The 19,313-nt window shown below is 39.6% G+C and carries 7 protein-coding genes and 1 pseudogene (1 of these 8 only partly in view); 3 read left to right on the top strand and 5 right to left on the bottom strand.

Features of this window, described 5'->3' with window-relative positions; genetic code table 11:
- Nucleotides 1–2: 2 nt before the first annotated feature.
- The gene (locus tag LEP1GSC190_RS12485) at nt 3–389 is read right to left on the bottom strand and encodes a helix-turn-helix domain-containing protein (protein WP_036047508.1); all 387 of its coding nucleotides are present in this window, start codon (nt 387–389) and stop codon (nt 3–5) included.
- A gap of 240 nt (nt 390–629) precedes the next feature.
- Between LEP1GSC190_RS12485 and LEP1GSC190_RS12480 the strand changes: the two genes are divergently transcribed.
- Complete coding sequence (locus LEP1GSC190_RS12480) at nt 630–1,388, top strand: helix-turn-helix domain-containing protein (protein WP_002745043.1); 759 nt, start codon at nt 630–632, stop codon at nt 1,386–1,388.
- Between the two features lie 698 nt (nt 1,389–2,086).
- Here the strand turns inward: LEP1GSC190_RS12480 and LEP1GSC190_RS12470 are convergent.
- Together LEP1GSC190_RS12470 and LEP1GSC190_RS12460 are read right to left on the bottom strand one after the other, a co-directional pair.
- Nucleotides 2,087–9,688: a SpvB/TcaC N-terminal domain-containing protein gene (locus LEP1GSC190_RS12470; RefSeq protein WP_237578303.1), complete on the bottom strand. Its 7,602-nt coding sequence runs from the start codon at nt 9,686–9,688 to the stop codon at nt 2,087–2,089.
- Nucleotides 9,689–10,257: 569 nt separating this feature from the next.
- A pseudogene (locus LEP1GSC190_RS12460) lies at nt 10,258–14,720 on the bottom strand (LIC12048 family lipoprotein).
- A gap of 743 nt (nt 14,721–15,463) precedes the next feature.
- On the opposite strand from LEP1GSC190_RS12460, the gene LEP1GSC190_RS12455 reads away from it, so the two are divergent.
- Nucleotides 15,464–15,895: an LA_1841 family salt-regulated protein gene (locus LEP1GSC190_RS12455; RefSeq protein ID WP_002748112.1), complete on the top strand. Its 432-nt coding sequence runs from the start codon at nt 15,464–15,466 to the stop codon at nt 15,893–15,895.
- A gap of 187 nt (nt 15,896–16,082) precedes the next feature.
- On the opposite strand, the gene LEP1GSC190_RS12450 is transcribed toward LEP1GSC190_RS12455, so the two are convergent.
- Together LEP1GSC190_RS12450 and LEP1GSC190_RS12440 are read right to left on the bottom strand one after the other, a co-directional pair.
- Complete coding sequence (locus LEP1GSC190_RS12450; RefSeq protein ID WP_002748099.1) at nt 16,083–16,391, bottom strand: helix-turn-helix domain-containing protein; 309 nt, start codon at nt 16,389–16,391, stop codon at nt 16,083–16,085.
- 1,041 nt (nt 16,392–17,432) lie between these two features.
- Nucleotides 17,433–18,467 carry an MraY family glycosyltransferase gene (locus tag LEP1GSC190_RS12440; protein ID WP_002748115.1) on the bottom strand — a complete coding sequence of 345 codons (1,035 nt, stop codon included), beginning with the start codon at nt 18,465–18,467 and terminating at the stop codon, nt 17,433–17,435.
- Between the two features lie 94 nt (nt 18,468–18,561).
- Here LEP1GSC190_RS12440 and dapA point away from each other — a divergent pair, with 94 nt between their 5' ends.
- A protein-coding gene (gene dapA, locus LEP1GSC190_RS12435) for a 4-hydroxy-tetrahydrodipicolinate synthase (RefSeq protein ID WP_002748074.1) crosses the window boundary here: on the top strand, nt 18,562–19,313 show its 5' portion. Its footprint extends 133 nt past the window's final position; 752 of the gene's 885 nt are visible here — the first part of the coding sequence; its start codon is at nt 18,562–18,564; the stop codon falls past the right edge of the window.

Here is a 19,313-nt window from a genome sequence, read left to right as displayed (position 1 = left end):
TCTTAATTCTTAAAATTATCTACGATATTTTTGACCGCAGAAAGTTGACTATCCGTAAGATTCAATAAACTCTCCAACAATTTTATCATCCCTTTTCGTTTTAAAATTTTTTGAAACAATTCCTGATTTGAATCAGTGGACCGACTTGCTCCTTTTTTCTTTAAAATCATTTCACCGAGTCCGGACACAAACCACTCAAAAGAAATATCATGAACGTGTTCGAATAAGAGCATTGTCTTTTTTGTAATCGCTCTTTCATTTTTTAGCATCTTTGTAACAGCGCCTGAAGTTAGACCAATCATAGACGCAGCTTGACCTTGATTGAGACCTTTGGTCTCTTTGAGATGCTCTAAAATTATTTTTAAACGAGTTATTTTATCTTTATCCATATTGAATTATATTTGTACTTTGTCAATTTTTTTAAATTGACAAGTTGACTTAGTCAAATTATAGTAAGGGTGTCATTTCCTCAAATCTGTATTATAGGATTTAGCAATGAGTCCCTGTAAAGAGCAAGAAATTAACATAAAGTTATTATCGCTTCAGTCATTTAAGACTCGTTTTACAAAGATAATTTCAATTTTAACCCATCGAGCAATAGTTGATTCGCGCCAAAAACAGGTGAATTCATGGTAATCAATTATTATAAAATCGTATCCCTTATAGATATCTTAGGTTTTGCGGTTTCGGTATTTACTTTTGTTTGGTCTTGTAAAAATATTTTAATCAATAAAAGCCCTATTGTTGTTTTCTTCAATCTTCCTTTTATTTCCCTCTTAATCTCCGTTAGTTTCGTTTTAGATCTTATGGGTACAATTCTAGATAAAAAAGATTTCTTTTTTATCTCAAAATTGATTTCCGGATTGATGATTTGTTATGCACTTGTTTTAGAACGTTTTTTGCCTTTCTTGCTGGGTAAGATTACGGTAATAAATTTATACAAAGAAATTGAATTAGAAACCATTCCAAAGGGCAAAGAATCCAAAAAAAATAAATATCCGTCTAGAGATTTGTTAGAAGGGATCGATTTAGAAAAAGTTAAAATGAAATTGAATCATTTTTTAGATTCTAAAGGTTTTATAGACGAAGAACTGAGACTTCCTGATTTTGCAATTGATTTAGGCCTCACTACTCATCAAGCTTCTTACTACTTGAATCAATATTTGAATATGAGTTTTACTGATTTCCTCCAATTCCACAGAATCAACGAAGTCAAAGATATGATGTGTATAAACGCGAATTATAACCTTTTAAACATTGCTCTTGAATGCGGTTTCAATTCCGCTTCTTCGTTTCACAGAGCTTGTGTTAAATATACGGGTAAATCTCCTCGCGATCTTAGACAGGAACTTCTTTCAAATATTGAAACCCGAAGAAAAGTTGAATGAGTAGAAAATATGATGGAATGTTCTTACTTCTCCGCTTCGGTCAAGTTATTGAGTTATTTTCAAAAAATTCTATATTCTGTTTTCATTACAATAACTTGACCACGCATACATCCCTAACACACCGTAGGTCTTTATACTTCTTTTCTTCTTTAAAATCTCTCCTAATAAAAGCAAACCGTTTTCAAAGATCTTTAGGGCATAAATGTTTTTTCGTTATATTATAGTTTTAGAATACGATTTTTTTTATATCCGTTATGCTTTTTTAGTTTTTGCTAGGCTCACTATTATCGTTCGAGTGGGATCCCGTTTTAGACTTTGTGAAATTTAGTCTTATGAAGATAATTAAAGATATAGATACAAGTAGACTAATAAGTATAAAAATTTCTTCTAAAACTATATCTTCAAGAAATTTTTTTTGGATTATGTAAAGAAATGTAAAGAGTATAAACATATTAAAAAAAATTAACAAAAACATTTGCCAAAATTTAATTCGTATTAAATACCAAATTAACATCGGTAAATAAAGAATTATTCCAAAAAATGTAAATAAAATAATAAAAATTGAATATATTGATGTAAATTTATGAGTAATATTTGAAATCATCGCAAAATGAAAAAACAGAATGATTGCCGCATAAATTATTCCAGTGCTACTCGCTAGTGTAATAGTTTTCATTACCAACATTATCAATTTTACCTTATTTAAAAATGTCATTTATTGATTTTGTAGTTGCCTCTTTAGCATCGTTAACTAGAACTTTACTGACACCAGCTGCAGACCCTGTGCCATCTTTATATTTTTGAAAATCTCCTTTCAAAACTTTAATATCTCCTGACTTAATTGCCTCTTGGTTATTTTTATGAAGATCATTCGCGAAGTCCGTAGGTGTGGAAATTGGCGCTTTTCCACTTTTATACTTTGTCTGTGCAGTACCTTGTTTTGCTAAATCAGTGCAATTGGCATTAAAAACTGTCCAGTTTTTATTTTTCTCGAAAAACTTTTCGGCAGTCTCTTTGATCTTTCCATCCTCAGTGCCTTTTGAATCTGTTTTCAATTGCAAAACCAAATCAGGATTCTTTCCTTTTGATCCAATATGATTTTTCTTTAGCACTTCATCCATTGAGCCTTCATGTTTATAAGTTTTTTCCATCGTTCTAATTGGGCCAGAGTTTACAGGATTTGCTTCATACAATGTTTGTTTTTCTTGAGTTCCAACGCCAATTGCTACGTGACCTGCTCCTGAATCTGTTGTTTCCGATTTGTAAAAGTATAAGAAAGTATCATGCCCGGTCGGATCCTTCGCGCCAATCGGATTCCCTTTCACATACGAGAAACGATTCCAACCCTGCGTATCCAGTTCCCCGTCAACGATCGTATCGGCACTTGTAAATCGTCCAATGCCAGGGTCATAGTATCTCGCATTGAAAAAGTAAAATCCAGATTCCCGATCAAGCTCTTGCGAATTGTATTTCGGAGAGAAATTCAAATCCCCCCGTTGCACAAAAGTCTCACCGTAAGGTTGGTATTGGATTTGAGAAAGAGTATTCCCATCATCGTCTAACACGTGAGAGACGGAATCCACTTGATCAGTCAGGTAATACGCAAGGGCACCCGCCTCATTTAACGCAGCAATACGAACACCATTGAGATAAACATTGTTCACCGAAGTGAGTATATTTTCAGACTCAATAAACTCCAGACCAAAGAACTTGCTCGGATACAAGATCTCAACATTAGAAAAAACATTGTTCTTCGGTTCTAAGGAAGACTTTCGAATCCGAAACCCGCCTTCATCATACCAATAACTACCGAGGATCGCATTGTTTCCGTCTTGAATCTGAGTAATCCTGTCTTGAGAATCGATGCTGATCCGTTTCGTTAAATTCTTAACATTGTCTCTTTGACGAGTTAAATTTCCATTCGCGTCATACTGCATGACAAACGCGTCAGTTCCGGACTTAGAAGAATCGATGTTCGTTACCTGGTGATTGGAATAAACATAACTCCACTCGTCTGTGACGTTGTTGCTCGCAGGATCATGAATTCTTTTAGAAGTCAAGTTTCCATTCTTTGCATATTCAAAAGACTGCTGAAACTTTCTGGAAAGATTCCCATCTGCAATTCCTAAATAACTACCGTTAGCAGATGTAAGACGACCCAAACCGTCGTAGCTGTAGACAAACTGAGTGTTAAAATCCGTAGAATTATTAACAACATTCGTAATGTTGTTGTTCGGATTAAAAGAATAGACAGCGTCTTGCAGAACCTTGTTGTTACCATCCACGTCACCGGAAGAATTCAGACGAACCATTCTACCCTTGACGTCATAGCCATAACTGGTTGTAATCCCGTTTCCAAGGGTTAAACTTGAAGTCTGACCAAACTCGTTGTAACTGATATTTTCAACGATGTCCTTGTTGCAATATCCCGGTAAAATTCCGTTCGTGTTTACTTGAACAGAAATCCCTGAAATGTAACCCGCAGAACCATAGTCATAACAAGCACGCATCCGTCCGTGACTGATCGGATGTTCCGGATAGTCGATCCGAGTCACACGACCGAGTAAGTCGTATTTAGTTTCTGTAATGTATGGACCCTGTGTTTCTGTCGGAAGAGGGTTTCCTGCGGAAGTTGCTAAAATCGCTCTCGTTTCTTTTTTGACACGACCTAACTTGTCGTAATTAAATGTTTTGTTTTGATTGGAGTCTTCTACACGTACCAGTCTTCCGACAGAATTCTCACTACCTGGATACGAATCATAGGTATATCCAATGTTCCCTTCTGGGATATTTTTAGTCAGGATTCTTCCCACACCGTCGTAACTCAGTGTTGTCGTAACACCTTTTGCATTCGTGCTCGATGTCAGATCTCCAAATGCGTTGTAGTTGTAGGAGCTCACACCCAAGTCAGGATCACTTTCGGCACGCAATTTCCCGAATGCATCGTAACTCCAATAGGCTTGGTTCTTGCCACTGATGTCTTTTGTGGGAACTCCTCCACTTGGATTGGGGCAACTCATCAAACTTGCGTCGTTTAAGTCACTTTTCTTGATTCTGTTTCCCGCAATGTCGTAACAAAAACCAATCTTGGCTGCAGTCCCGTCGGTAGAAAAATCTTCTACATACAAGACTTCTCCTTTTGCGTTCTTTGCAATTCGTTTGTTCGTACCGCTTGAATGAGTCTCAGTCGTTTCAAACGCAGAATTGTACGTGGTTGTGATCGTTGTAGGAGAAGTTTCCCCTTGGGCAAGCGGCAACGTTGTTTTTTTCACCCGACCAATCGGGTCATACTCAAAACTGGTTGGATTTCTTTCTTCTAAATGCAGAACAAATCTGTCGATTTCTCCCGACGTTGCCCAGCTCGATTGACCTTTTCGAATTACCTTTCCAGTCCCGTCATACACAAGTCTTCCCGTGATCGCAAAATTACCGTTAGACGCAGATTTGACTGTATAGATGTTACGACCCATTCCGTCGGAATAGGTGCGAGATACAAAGTCCGGATCTCCGTTGCCTGTCGGGAAAGTTGTCTTTGCACTCAAAGGAAAAGAAGCGTCGTAAGAATAGTTTGCAGTTGTAGTAGTTCCATCATCCGTGTCGGAACTCGTTCGAACCAGCCTTCCAAAATCATCATATTCAAAAAACGTTTGATTTCCGTTTGCATCTGTGGTTGTGGTCGGAACTCCAAACGCAGATCCGTAATGGATCTGATGTGTCGTCGTAAAAGAAATACTTCCACCGAATTTTGTTTCCTGCGTTACAAATTGATTCAGTTCGTTGTCGTAAACGTAGGAACTCCCACGCGGAGGACTGGAACTCGCATCTCTTTCGAAAATCTGATTTCCGTTCGAGTCGTAATCGTATTCCATCGTTTTGGAACCCACAGGACTGAGCCCGCTTCCAGTATAACTCGTAACGTTTCTCGTAAGATTCCCTCTGGAATCGTAGGTTGCAAGAGAGGTCGTTTCATTGGCGCTTCCGGAAAAAGAAACTTGACGCGTTGCTCTTCTTTGATTGGTCGTATCATCGGTTTCAAAATCCGTACTGTTTATCGTGGTCGTAACACCGTGCACGGAATCACTAAAATGATCGGTAACACTGTCGGTTTTCCGACTGATCTTGGCTCCACTAAAAATGATGTCGGAGGTTTGTGTTGTGGTTCTTTGACCGCTCAAAAACTTCTCAATCTTAGTCGTAACAGGAAGGTAACTTGTGATTCCCGGTGTGTTCGTAATCTGTTTTACATCATACGTTGTTTGAATGATACCATAGTCATTGTTGTCATTCCCGATGATACGAGTTTCTTTCTCTGCTCCACCAAGTGCTCGGTTCATTAGAAAGTCAGAATACGGAGTCGTATGGTATTTGTGAGTTGTTCTTTCTCCATAGCCTTCTTGAACGGTAAACTCAGAAAACCCAAAGTAATCCGTTTCTTTTTTTCCGTTTAAAAATGCAGAGAACGCAAATCCATTCTTGTATTCGTAATTCTTTGTGATGATGTTGGAAAAACCGTCGTTTAACTTAACTTGGGTGCAAACTCTGTAACTCGTTGGCAAATCCGGAATATCATCGTCCCCCGTATTGTCAAACTTCGTGGAATTGGTATATTCAAATTCATAAATGCCTCCGATTCCGTTTTTCACTCTCTCAATGACGTCTGGAACACTTCCTGTAGAAAGTGCAAAATACCAAGTCGGTTCTTTCAAATGAAAGATTCCAATGTCTGTAAGTCCATCCCCGTTGTAATCTCCTTGGATCCAACGGAAAACATAGACTTGCGCGATCAGATCAGGCCTGTCTAAATTCTTCACAACAACATTGTTAGGAAGAGATACAATTCTACTCTGTGCTAAGTCATACAGCTTGTCTTCCCCGCCTGAGATGAGAATCGGATTTCCGTAATTGTCGAAACGATCGCTAAACGATATCGTTCCCGCATTGTAGAGGGTTCTGGAAACGAAAGTCGTATTAATTTTAACTTTGGTAAACGAAGTCCCGTTGTCTAAGTTTTTCCCAAACACGATCGAGCCGTCGGAAGTGAGCGCATATATAATCCCCGCGGGGCTTGCTGCGTTGTATTCCGAAGTTGTGATAGGAAGTTGTATGTCTCCGGTCAAACGTTTGAATTGAATGGCGTTTGCATTGATCGTTCCCAAATACCATTTGTGAACCGTGCTTCTTCGATCTACGATCACAAGCTGAGCTTGTGTGGTTGTAAACTTACCTGAAAAGAAACTGAATTCTTTTCTACGTTGTCTATTCTCGTTTGTTCCAGCTTGGAAGAGGTCGTTTAAGTCGGTAGTAGTTAAATCTCCATTCGGAGTTAAAAACTTAGTACCACCTAGACCGGAAAGTACAAACCTTGCAGTTCCACTTACAGTCTGATCATCCAAGATGAGAACCGACTGAGAAGTATTGTTCTCAAAATAGTCTATCACGGTTCCGCTGTTATTCGGATCAAACTTAGAAACGTCCGTATCGCTAAAGGAAGCTAAATTAGAAATGTCGAATGCATTTCCGTTCGTGTGTTTTAACACAAAAAACTGATTCGTATTTCCTTGTTTTTTGTAAAAGAGAACCTCGTCTTTTAAATTGTTCGTATAGCGGTCTGGTTTTCCACCGAAGAAGGTCGTAATTCCTGTTCCTTCCGGATTCAAAGATGTATTGACCCTCGGTACAAACGAGTTTCCTTGTTTCAAATTCCATACGTTATCTTTACGGTTAAAGATCAAAAGCTCGGGAGAATTAGAACAATCATCTATTGTAAAACATCCCGGAAATACAAGTTCTCCTTTTCCAGAGTTTAGATTTCCGTCATATTTGTAATTCAGCAGAACTGTCTTAGTGTTGCTCGATACTGCAAAACTAGTTCTACCCGATTCTATTTTTACCTCGTCCTTAGGAAGAGGAGTTTTTAAAATCCGATCCTGGTCCGGACCGTAACTCATATCGTTATATATCTTGAATCTAAACCCGTTCTGTGTCGCTTCTCCGATCCAGAACTTGCTGTCGCTTGAGGAGTAAAATCCAATATCGGATCTTCCATCTCCGTTAAAATCCCCTTGGATCCAACGAGTTACGGTTTTGAACTGAGGAGTTCTCGACCAAATCTTGAAATTGATCGTTCTGTCACCCGTTTCACCTAACGTCCATTCTCCATTACTTCGATCGAATATGAGAAAGTCCGAAAAACCGTCTCCATTAAAGTCCCCACTAAAACGGTCGTGTCCGAATAACGACTGTTCGGGGGCTGTAAACACTTTGTAGAGCTTCCACTGAAGTTTAAAATAAACCGGATCGGATTTGTTTTCGTTACGATAATTCTCACCTACGAACCATTTTCCGGACCTTGAATCGTAGAGAGAAATATCGGTTCTTCCGTCTCCGTTGTAATCACCTACGAGAAAGTTTACTTTGTCGTGATCCTTTCCAGGTTTAGAAGAATCGTTTGTGCTAATGCTGTCTAAGTTTCCATCCGGTGTATAATCGTTTCTGAATACGTTTTGAAACTTCTTACTAAACCTTAAAAATTCAAAACTTCCTCCTTTGTTGAGCATCAAAGTCCACTGACCGCTAGGCTCATCAAACAATACCGAGTCACTCAGTCCGTTTCCGTCATAATCTCCTGGAAACCATTCCATCCGAAAGATGTCCGGGATACCAGCCATGAGTCTTCCATACGATTTGAATTGAAATACTCTTCCGTCGTGTTCTGCTACGATGAAATCTCTGGTTTCCGGCAAGTAGAATGCAATGTCGCTTCTTCCGTCTCCGTTGTAATCTCCACTTACATTTCCTTTGAAGAATTTTATCTTTTCCTCGTTTGTATATCCTTGATACCGGTTTGCATACAGTTTGAAGTTGTAGCCTCCTTCCTTTCTGCCTTCTGCCGCTTTCCAATTTCCTGACTTCGGATTAAAAAAGAGCAAATCACTGATCCCGTCTCCGTTAAAATCTCCTTCGAAGTATTGTGTGGAGTTCGGATCTTCTTCGATTTCGGATGACGTTTGATTGACTATATTCTGCCAGATCAAGTAACGACTGGATGTTTGGTATTCAAACTCCGGTTTTGTCGTGTGTTTACTCGATTGTATGGTTTTGATTCTAGGTCTTCCTGAGTCGGAAGAAGTTTCATATATGGGAGTATATTCCCAGAGTTTTCCTCCGTTGTCCCAGCCGACTTCGATTCTTTCCAGAATCCTGTCCATCCTCATGAGAAATCCGGGAGAAGTGGAAACGTAAAAATCCTCTCTTTGTTTTGTGAAAAACTTTACGTATTGGCGTGCGGGCACACCACTCTTAGAGTTCCCGGTATATCTGATTTCTTTTAGAAAAAGATTTCTGTTTTTTGAATATTCCGAATTGTCATAATTCGCTTGGAGATAGTTTCCGTTTTTGTCTTCGGTCCTTGTCAAATACCAGCTATACGTTTGGCTGGAGAGGTTCGGGTCAAAAATTCTGCTTTCGAAACTTTCACCGTAGAAGGTTTTCGTTCCGGATGAATCGAGTATTTCCCAAATCCCACCACTCTCTATTTGAGAAAGTTTTAATACGACTAAATCATCACTTGTAATTTCAGGGCGATAGACTCCGTTTTCGTTTGTTGTATTTCCGCTTACTTTTACGAGCCTTTGTCCGTTCCAGGTAAAACTGTCTCTTGTATCGTAGTAAAGGGCTCCGTATTCGGGTGTTCTTGTGATGGATCCAAGTCCCAGGCTCCATCCAATTCCTAACCATCCGTCTCCTCCCGTGGAGGAATACGTTAGACTTAGCTTGGGTTCTACTCCCGCACGTCCAGGAGGTGTATGTATGGGATACGTTAGACTGATTCCTCCGAAGTGGTTCACTTCGGGAGGTGCTACAAAGGCAGCTCCCACAATCGCTTCCGCTTTTGTTTCGGGTGCGTCGATCGCTTGCGCGTAGTTAGTCGAGATAGAAAAGAGGTCACTTCCTTCCGGCGCCGGTGCGCTTCCGGGTGATCCATTCCCAGAAACAGGACTACTTCCCATTCCGCTGCCAGATGAGGGAAAACTCGTTCCGTTTGGTATTCCGAGTAAAGCCCACCACCAGTTGTTGGACTTTCCTTTTTGTCCAGGCAAAATTCCACACGTTGTTGTTACGAATAAAATACAGGAGAAGAGTAGTATATTTATATATTTGAATGTATGAGTGCGACCAGGTTCCCAGAATATTTCAAAAGAATCAAAAGAGAATCCTCCCCATTTCTTTTGCGGTGAAGTTTCTCTTATCTGCGCATTCTGTTTTTTCTCTGTGTTTCTGTTTGGTTCTTTTTCGCTCATTTTGTTTGCTTGTTTTTTTTCATTTTTTATCGAATCTTTTAGTTTCGCGTTTGTCTTTGTTTCTCTTTCAACTTTAGTACATGTTGCTTTTATAATATAATCATTCGTTGTTTGTTTTTACTCGGAACCGTATAACAGAGCGTTTAAACATAGATTTGAAATCAAAATCGAGACACTCAATTGTCTAAAGATCCGTAAAACAAACTCTCAAATACAATAAAACCTCGATCGTTTGAAGACAAATTTTCCTTTCAGCGTTTTAACCCCGTTATACTACCTTCTAAAAATCTTGGAAATGGGTATGTTCCCCGGAGACTTTTTTTGTAAATGTTCCGACAGGAATCATACTTCGCGCTTGCAAAAAGTATGATTTTGTGGTAGAGAAAAATCACCCGAGTTTTCCCACCACCTCACCCCCCACCCAAAGAAGGGAGGGGCCGAGTATTACAAAAAATTGTAGTAACTCCGACAAATTGAAATTTTTATATTTATATAATTTCATTTCCATTTCTAAAAACACAATAGGCGGCTTTATTTCTAAAAACCGCCCATCCCTCTAACGAAACGTTTTAGTACTTGATCTTCGCTCGGATCGTAAAGTCCCTTTCGATCAAAGGAGACACAAAGAAGTTATTCAGACCGTATTTCAAAGCGCCCGGGTTGGCAAGATCTACTTTGTAACCTCTAATTCTCTGTTGTGTTTTGTCTTGAGAAAGCCAAGTCACAAGTCCAAAACCGTTGTCTACAACAGCAGTTCCCCTGTATTGAACTCCTTCGTTTGTAGTACTGATCTGAAATTCCTTCGGACCGTCTACTGTAAATGTGGATAGATCGCTGACTCTACCCCAATTGGTTCGTCTTGTCCCATTGACTTGATCCCAGGTGGTTAAAATTTTATTACCCGTCAATACGGAGTTAACAAAGTTTCTAGAATCCACATTGGCCTGAGCCAGAGACAACGCATTCGGATACAATAACTGTCCCGCTTGCAAGTCTAGAACCTTTAAGAACAAATCCTTACCGTTCTTTCTATATGTAAAAAGTCCTCTATCTCCAAAACTATTGAGTTTAAGAGAATCCACACCTCCGGATTCCACTTCAATATTCGAAGTTCCTAATAAATTGGAATTCGAAGTATCGATTCCTCTTCCTAAAATCATCCCGTCGTTTCTTCTCCAAAGTACCATTCCTCTTCCCGTAGCAGCTCCTACTTGTAAGGAATCCACGGGCCTTGTGGCTTCGCTGACAATGGTCTGAGTCGAACCGATTTTGGCTCCCGTACTCAGGTTGTATACCGAGCCATAGGTAGTATGAGAATCGCCACCGGATGATAGTCGAACATTCCAAGCATACACAAGGTGGTTGTTGTCGTTTGCGTTTGCTGCAATGTCAATTTGATAAACTGGTGTAAGACTTGGAAATTCACCCCAAAAATAACTGGTTCTAGTATTTGCAAAACTCCAAATGGAAATATTCCCTCCTTGAAAGACACCCGTATCTAAACGTAAAATACGAGCATTAGCTTGATAAGTTTTAATTTCATCAAAGGTACAACTATACTGCATGCAATAGGTGTTGAGATCCATGTAAGGGTTTGGCGAAGCCGTTAGCGTATATTGAAATGTAGTGGTAAAGTCGTTCCAAACGATCGCAGCTCGATCATTTCCAATACTAACATCAAAGCTATAACCGAAAGGAGGATTTCCCGGACTTAAAAAATAGAATCCGACGCTACTCGGTTGTAGTCTGGTTACAACCAAGATCTCACTTCCAACTGAAGCCAGTGTATTCAAATCTTTGACAATTGCATAGATATTGTATCCACTTTCCCAAACAATGACCGCTTTCCCATTCTTTGCTTTGACTACAAAATTATTAGTAGCTGCAGCACTGTTGATGTTAAACGGATTTCCGATCGCTTGACCTGTATTGACCTGGTTATATCTTCCAATCAGAGTCGTGCCTTGTCTCCAAACAGTCAACGCAACGTCTCCGTAATTCACTATGGAAGGTGAGTCTAAAGCTTGAGCATTCACGTCCGCACTGATCGGAAAATCTGTGTTTGTACTTTCCAAACGATACGACTTACCACTCGGAGCCGTCAAACGAACCAAACCAGAATACAAGAAATTGCTAAAGTCACCGCCATCGGCCCAGGAATTCCAAAGCGCCACACCTTCGTTGAAAATCCCCATCCAATTGAGAGAATTAAGCTCCGGAGTAAAACCCAAACAAGAACCGGGATGGAAAGGAATCGAAGAACAGTTAACGTTACCGCTTGAAACAAAAGGTTTGTATTGAACCAGATCAAAAGAGGTGGAATTAAAGGAAGAATTCACAAAATTGTTCCAGTCGGTCGTAAACCCTGTATCCATAGAAAGCCTGACATCCGGAGAAGTCAAAGTTCCAGGCACATACATAGAAGTCGTTTTGGGAGCGTCTATTTGAATCAGACGATCCAACTGAACGTCAAAAGAGCCGTCCTGTGCCGCAGGTAAAACCTGAACCACTTTGTAGTTAGTGGAATCTCCTTGGATAAAAAAGTTGTCACCTACGTTTACGGAACCGTAAGAGCTCGCCACTTTCACAAGGCTTGTACCTTTAACAATCGGAACACCCGCTTCTCCTTTTAACTTACGAACCTGGGAGAAGTGCAAAGGCCAGATCGTTTTACGATACGCACTATTCAAAGAAGGCCGAACATACAATTTAACTAAACTGATCGCAGGATCCACAGAAGTACTCAAAGTAGGAAGTTGGACACAAAGGGTATACGTCTGGCTGATAAAATCCAAAGTAGTCCCGCAGTTTTTCAGTTTGTAAGGATCGTTCGAACTCAAGTCCTTAATGACGTGAAACCAATCCGTACGATTCCCGCCAAAACCCAGACTGATCTCAAAATCGGCGGCTTGGTTGATATTGTAACGATCCGAAGACACTTGAGGATTGTAAGTGAAATTCGTGAAGTATTGATACGGTCCTGTGTCCACCGCAGAACCGAAGTTAGGCGAAAGATATTTCGTTTTGTCTAATTTGATTTTTAATTCAATCCTTTCTCCAAAACCAACCTCGCCTAAATAAAGGGAATTCGTATCCGGATAATAAGGATGATTTCCTAAAATTTTAAGATCCCATTTCGTATTCAAAGGATAACCGTTTCCCGTTTCCAAAGGATTGGTTCCGAACTTCTGTTCCACTTTGATAAAGTCCTTAAAGGAAATGTAAACTAAGTCGTAGTTATCACCCGCCCAAATGACGGAATCCACACCCTTTAAAACAGGAGCCGCAGACGCACCTCTCCAAGGATCAAATTTACGTACACTTCCGGAGTCGGTCCAGTAGTCCGTGGGAGAATAAAATTTACCCTTGGAATAAATCGCCCAAACTCCTGAGTTCGTTTTTTCGGCTTCCGTCCATTGGCTATACGGTTTTTGAACACAGGCGGTTCTTGTAACACCATCCGATCCCGTACTCGTTTCATCCGCACAGGGAAGGTTTGTACTAATTCCTCCAAAAGATTCGATCCCTTTTAAATACACTCTGGATTCCGCAAGAGTTGGAGCCGATTCCGACAAGTCTATTACATAATCCTTAAATGTAATATTCTCACCCGAACAGGAAATTCTTTCCAAAGCTTTTTTAAACTGATCCCAGGAGAAAATACGTCCGTAGACTTTGTGTTACACGGATTGGATACGTTCGGTGTATCAAATGCGGTCACACGATACATCTCTCTGATTCCGGGTCCGTACACTTTTACGAGTGCAGTTCTTCCTTTCGCGTTCTCTTCGATGATCTTTAGATTGTTTCCAGTAAAACTCAATAAAGACGATTTGTAATTGGAATCCGCTACGTGAGTCATGGTATAGTCCACGATCATGATCTTAGGTGTATATCCCGCTGCGATCGCCTTTTCCACTTCCGATGTATTCAAATTCGTTAATTCTACTACGTAAGGGCCAAAGTCGGATCCTCCATATACTTCCACTTCAAAAAGACTGTAGTCGTCGTTTCTCAGTCTAAAAGAAGACATGGGAACCAGTTCCCCTCCGGGTGTTTCAAACATCAAAGAACAGAGTATATTCGATATTTTTACGGGCATATTGACTGATAGATTTTTAATATACAAAGCGGCTCTGACTACTCCCGCATTCGGTTCTACCGTGGATGTTTCGTTGATCTTAGAGGATTTATCGGATCGATACTTTCTGGCTTTGTTTGTGGACGAATCCGATTTTAAATTCCAAGCGTCCCGATCGATATTGTTTTTAAAAGGCCGATCCGCCCATTTGGTTGTAGTTGAAGACGTAGCATTTTTTGCGTTCCAACTGTCTCTAGTACTGTTGCTGTAGTTCATACCCACAGAAACAAGTCCCATTCCAAATCCCGAATTCATTCCTGCGGATATGCTTCTTTCGTGGGACAGTCCCGTTTCCGTTTCTGAACTAAAAGAATCCTGAAACTGTACGGTTCTTTCATTCAACTCGTTCTGGTGTATTTTTTCGGATCCTTCGTTTTTAGAGGCTTCAAAATCGTTTGAGTTGATTTCACTTACGATCTGATCGCTTTGGTTGCTTGAGTTTTTTAAGATCTGTATCTTTAAAGTCACAGGAGGTGCGATCGTTGTTTCAATTTGCGGATAATCCGCCACCCATACGTTAGTCAGTGTTTCGTTTTGATTTAAGATCCCGTCTCCGTCAAAGTCGTTTACTATGTTTGTACCCGTTGGATCGATCGTTCCCATCAGAGCGTTGGCGTTTACCGATCTTCCCGGAGGTAGATTAAAAATTGCGTCTACGGGTGTTACTGGAGTGGATCCAGTTCCTCCTGATCCGGAGTTACCCGGTTTTACAGGCACACCTTCGTTGTTCACTTGGGTCTTTACAGGTTCCGCGGCTAACCAAATCGCTCCCGCAAGGTCCACGTTATCCATCGTGTTATGGTCCTTTTCCAACCAACTACAGGTCGCAAAAAGTGGTATGAATATTAATGATATTAAATGAATATACGACACCCGACGAACTTTCAACATCTTTCACCTCTTTGTTTTACGCTTTTGATTTCTTACGTCCTCGTCCGATATACATTTGTTAGCTGAAAACACATTACGATTCTTATATCTATGCTACAAATGGAAAAGACGAGAAACGTCCCAATTACAAAAGTTTCATTTCGACTATGAAAAAAATAAGCCCCGTTGTGACCACAGCATTTCAAAAAATTCTGTTTTTTTGTGATGTTACTTTAATTATTATATCAAACTTATGACGGAGTGCCTCAAAATCTGAAGGTTTGATTTACAAATGAATCCGTTGGCGGTTACATTTTTAAAATATTAAAAATTCAAACGGATTTCAAAAAGAGTCTTTTTTGTATCCCATGCTTGTTTGGAGTGGAAATTTGCATCTGTTTTATAATTTTTATTTATGAATCAAAATAGATGTAGGACTGAGGCTGATTCAAATATTATGCCGGAAACCGACAATCAAGGAAATGAGGATGTTGAGAAACTAACACATGAAAGTTATGTTCGTAGATGATCTAATGAGTGAGACAACTGAAATTGCTAGGGATTTATTCTAATCCAATAAAGTGAAATCCAGAGAACGTTTATTAGCAGGTTGAAATTCCTATCGACGAGAAGACGATTACGGGCGTATTCATTGATATCATAAGTTGATCATTCTTATCGTTGAATAAAAATAATTTTAAATTGACGTAGAAGTAAGTGAAAAAAAAAGATTCAAGTCCGATGAAAAGGAGAACTACTATTAAATGATGACTTACATATTTAAACTGATTATATTAGTTTGTTTCGTTTTTTTGAACTTAACAAATTGTGCAATGGGAAGTCTTACAATTACCGGAAAAAATTATCCTCCTCTCGCCGAAACGGAACCTATTGATGTGATTCTGAGGGCGGTCCCTGATTATCAAGTAGAACAGATTGGAATTGTAGAAGTTCGTTGTGGACAATTGAATCATTGTATCGAATACGTGAAAGAAAAAGCAAGAGAACAGGGAGCCGACGTTATCATACTCGCAGATTCTAACATTATAAACTCCTTACAATATACACCTGGAACACAAGTGGGAAATACTTCGAACTCCGGTCTGGTAACAAACAGCGGCGGACAAATTCAAACTTGGGAAATAGCCAGAAAAGTAGTGGTTCCTACCAAAGCAACGAAAGACAAAAAAGTATAAAAAAGCTTCTAAAAAAAATCTAATTCGAAACTATTCTGCAGAACGAATTGATGAGAAACAAACCGAAATGACTTTCGATTATTCAACGAAAAGAATTGCGGATGCAGAAACTAAAAACCTGTTCCAAAAATATAAACCATCGATTTTGGGGTAGATTGATTACAAACAAAAGGAACGATTTATAAATTTAGGACTTAGAAAGCTTTTTTTTACGTTTACTGCTAGCCGCCTTGAGAGTTTTGGATCTTTTCTCAAAACCTTCCGGTTTTTCGTCAAAATGAAAGTAAAATTCAAAGGATTTGCCAAGGATTTTATAGATTCTCCAGAATTCGATAACGTCAAGACGTCTTTCACCGGATTCAATTTTGGAAATATAAGATTGAGGTTGGCCCAAACGAGTAGCAACCTCAAACTGAGTAAGGTCGGCGTCTTTTCTGGCAGCGATTAAATTTTTGCAAAAAATTTTCGCTTCGCGTGAATAAAGGGATTTGAACAAAACGGAGAAATTTTACATTCTGGAATGGAATATACCAAAATAGGATATTTTTATAAAAATATACAGGGTTTAAGAGTGCAAATTCACTTTGAAAGTATAGGATGATCGAATTGTAGACTTGGAAAATTATAAAATGGATCTCAATTTACCGGAACGAAAAGTAATTTGTAATTCTATCTTTAGAAAATCCTGAGGTTGGAATTTACTTTTAAAATTGCCTCCGGACTTGTAGGTATTTGATTTCTACCGTTTCAAATTTTGAAACTATATACCATTAGGTTATTATTATTTTTGAACCTATTTTGGTGTTGATTTTATGGGTTTATATACAATACGCTCTTCTGGGCGACTGCTGTGTGTGTGAACCTATTCTTAAAGAAAAATCCACGAACACTTTGTGCGTGGAAGTATGAGAAGATTGAAACGCTTGGCACAAAAATTGAACAATGTATCCGACTGGAATTGCGGTAAACCGTTGAGAATTGCGGTTACAAACATGACACGATTCTCCAAGCTAGAATAACGGAAAAAACCTGAAATCGGATGGATGAAAAGAGTTCAAACTACCTTACCGTTAATCAAAACTTGTCCAAAAACCTTGGGCCTCTATGAGAACTTAACAATTATAAAATACGCTCGAAAGCTCGTAAACTACCAAAGGGACGTAATTTATAGGAATTTCTATATTTTACTACGAACTTAAAGAGATCATTGTAACTGATTTCTTTAAAGGTTTTTAATACAGTTCTGATATGACGCCTCAATCAAAGTTGTAAATATTTTTTCCGCCTTTGCCTTGATCCGGTAATCTTTAGGGTAATAAGCGATCTTCATACGAAGGAGAACAACGTAGGCGTTTACGAACAACTCTAGATCCAAAGTCTACCAAGAGCATCGTCAGAAAAACAGATCGAACGTCTCGATCGTAATTTACAGCACGATCTAAAAAGGATTGCGTAAATTGTAACAGAAGTAGGAAAAAAAGAATGGAGTCATCAATTTACTCATTATTTTCTTACTAGTTTGGATAAATGTACTATATCAATGATGTTTGGTGGAAAATCCGAATCTACGAAACAATAAAAAATACAATCCTGCATAACCCGCTAAACAAAACCAAAATACGATACTACCTGGAATACCCGTGCTACGATGAATTGCAAAAAGAAACATAGCCGGAAGGTTAGCAGCCGTAAAAAGAAATGCTACTGAGCCTTTGTTAACCGAACTAACGGCGACTAGTTGATAAAGATGTCTACGATGTGCTTTGAGAATATTTTCCCGATCCTTAAGTCGAAGTAGGATTGTGATAACACCGTCCACAAAAAAAACGGGAAGCAAAAAGAAAGCTGAGGTGATTTCAAAATGGGCCCAATGATATTCATCGATAAAAAATAAAGGAAGAACCGCAATGGAATAACCGAGAGGAAGCGAACCCGCATCTCCTAAAAAAAGTTTTGCTTTGGGTAAATTGAAACCCAAAAAACCGAAAACGCCCGCGCAGATCCAAAAAAAAACTGAAGGAAGCTGAGATTGAAATAAAAACGGGAACGCAAGGACCGAAAGGAGAAAATGAGAGGAGAGATACGTATCAAGGCCATCCATAAAATTACAAACGTTGACGACGAACAAAACGTAGACGATCAAAAACGACGTGGAAAGCCCGGGAACGTTTCCGGTGTCGAAACCCAAAAACGAAAATCGAATCGGTTCCAGAAGAAAAAGAAAGAACAGGAAAAAAAATTCCAAAACGAGACGGATACCCGAACCGAGAGAAAGTAGATCGTCCAAAAGGCCGATAGAAAAAAAGAACAACAGACCCACAAAGAAAAGAAGAATTTTCCGATCCGGAATTTCAAATCCTCCGAACCAAATCACGGCCAAACAAAAAACGGGAAGAAAGATCCAAATTCCTCCCGATTTTTTTGTCGTGCCGACGTGCATACTTCTTTCGTTCGAAATGTCCGAGATTCCGAACCGTTTGGAATGAAGATAGATCCAGGAGAAAAAGAACGTGACCAAAAAAACGAGAACACACGAAAGTCCAGGGTTCCAGAAAAAAGAAATCTGTTTCACTAGCGGTCCAGCCTAGAAGGAACAAGCCTCACTGCAATCAGAAATCGAAACGATTTTGATTGCCAAATCAAGCTAAAGGAAAGAACCTAACCTTATGTTCCAGGGCGTTTATACGGCGATCATCACACCATTCAAAAACGATAAAGTTGACTACGACAGCTATAACAAACTACTGGAAAAACAAATCAAGGCGGGAGTGAACGGAGTTGTGCCTTGTGGAACAACGGGAGAATCGCCGACTCTTTCCCATGCCGAACACGCTGAATTAATCCGGGAAACCGTCAAAGCCGTACAGGGAAAAATCCAAGTCGTAGCCGGAACCGGTTCCAATTCCACCCGGGAGGCAATTGAACTTACCGAAGCCGCTTGCAAGGACGGAGTGGATGGGATCCTATCCGTAAATCCATACTACAATAAGCCGACACAAGAAGGACTTTTTCAACACTTCCAAGCGATTGCCGAACATTCTTCCGTCCCCGTAATGCTCTACAATATACCCGGCAGAACCTCCGTAAATCTACAACCGGAAACCGTTCTGCGTTTGAGCGAGGTCAAACGGATTCGATCGATGAAGGAAGCGACGGGAGATCTGGGACAGATGGGAAAACTGATTTCTTTGGTAGGAAATAAAATGACTGTACTATCTGGAGACGATAATCTCACGCTTCCTTTGCTTGCGATCGGAGGGGTAGGGGTGGTTTCCGTCGTATCGAATCTCTATCCAAAAGCAATGGTAGAGATGGTTAAATACTTTCAGGATGGAAAGATTACCGAAGCCAGAAAGATACATTACGATTTTATAGAAGCCTTTGCGCTTGCGTTTATGGAAACCAATCCGATTCCGAT

The organism is Leptospira mayottensis 200901116 (assembly GCF_000306675.2).
Taxonomy (GTDB): domain Bacteria; phylum Spirochaetota; class Leptospiria; order Leptospirales; family Leptospiraceae; genus Leptospira; species Leptospira mayottensis.
Note: the sequence above shows the minus strand (reverse complement) of the source record. Positions and strands in the feature narration are given on the sequence as shown.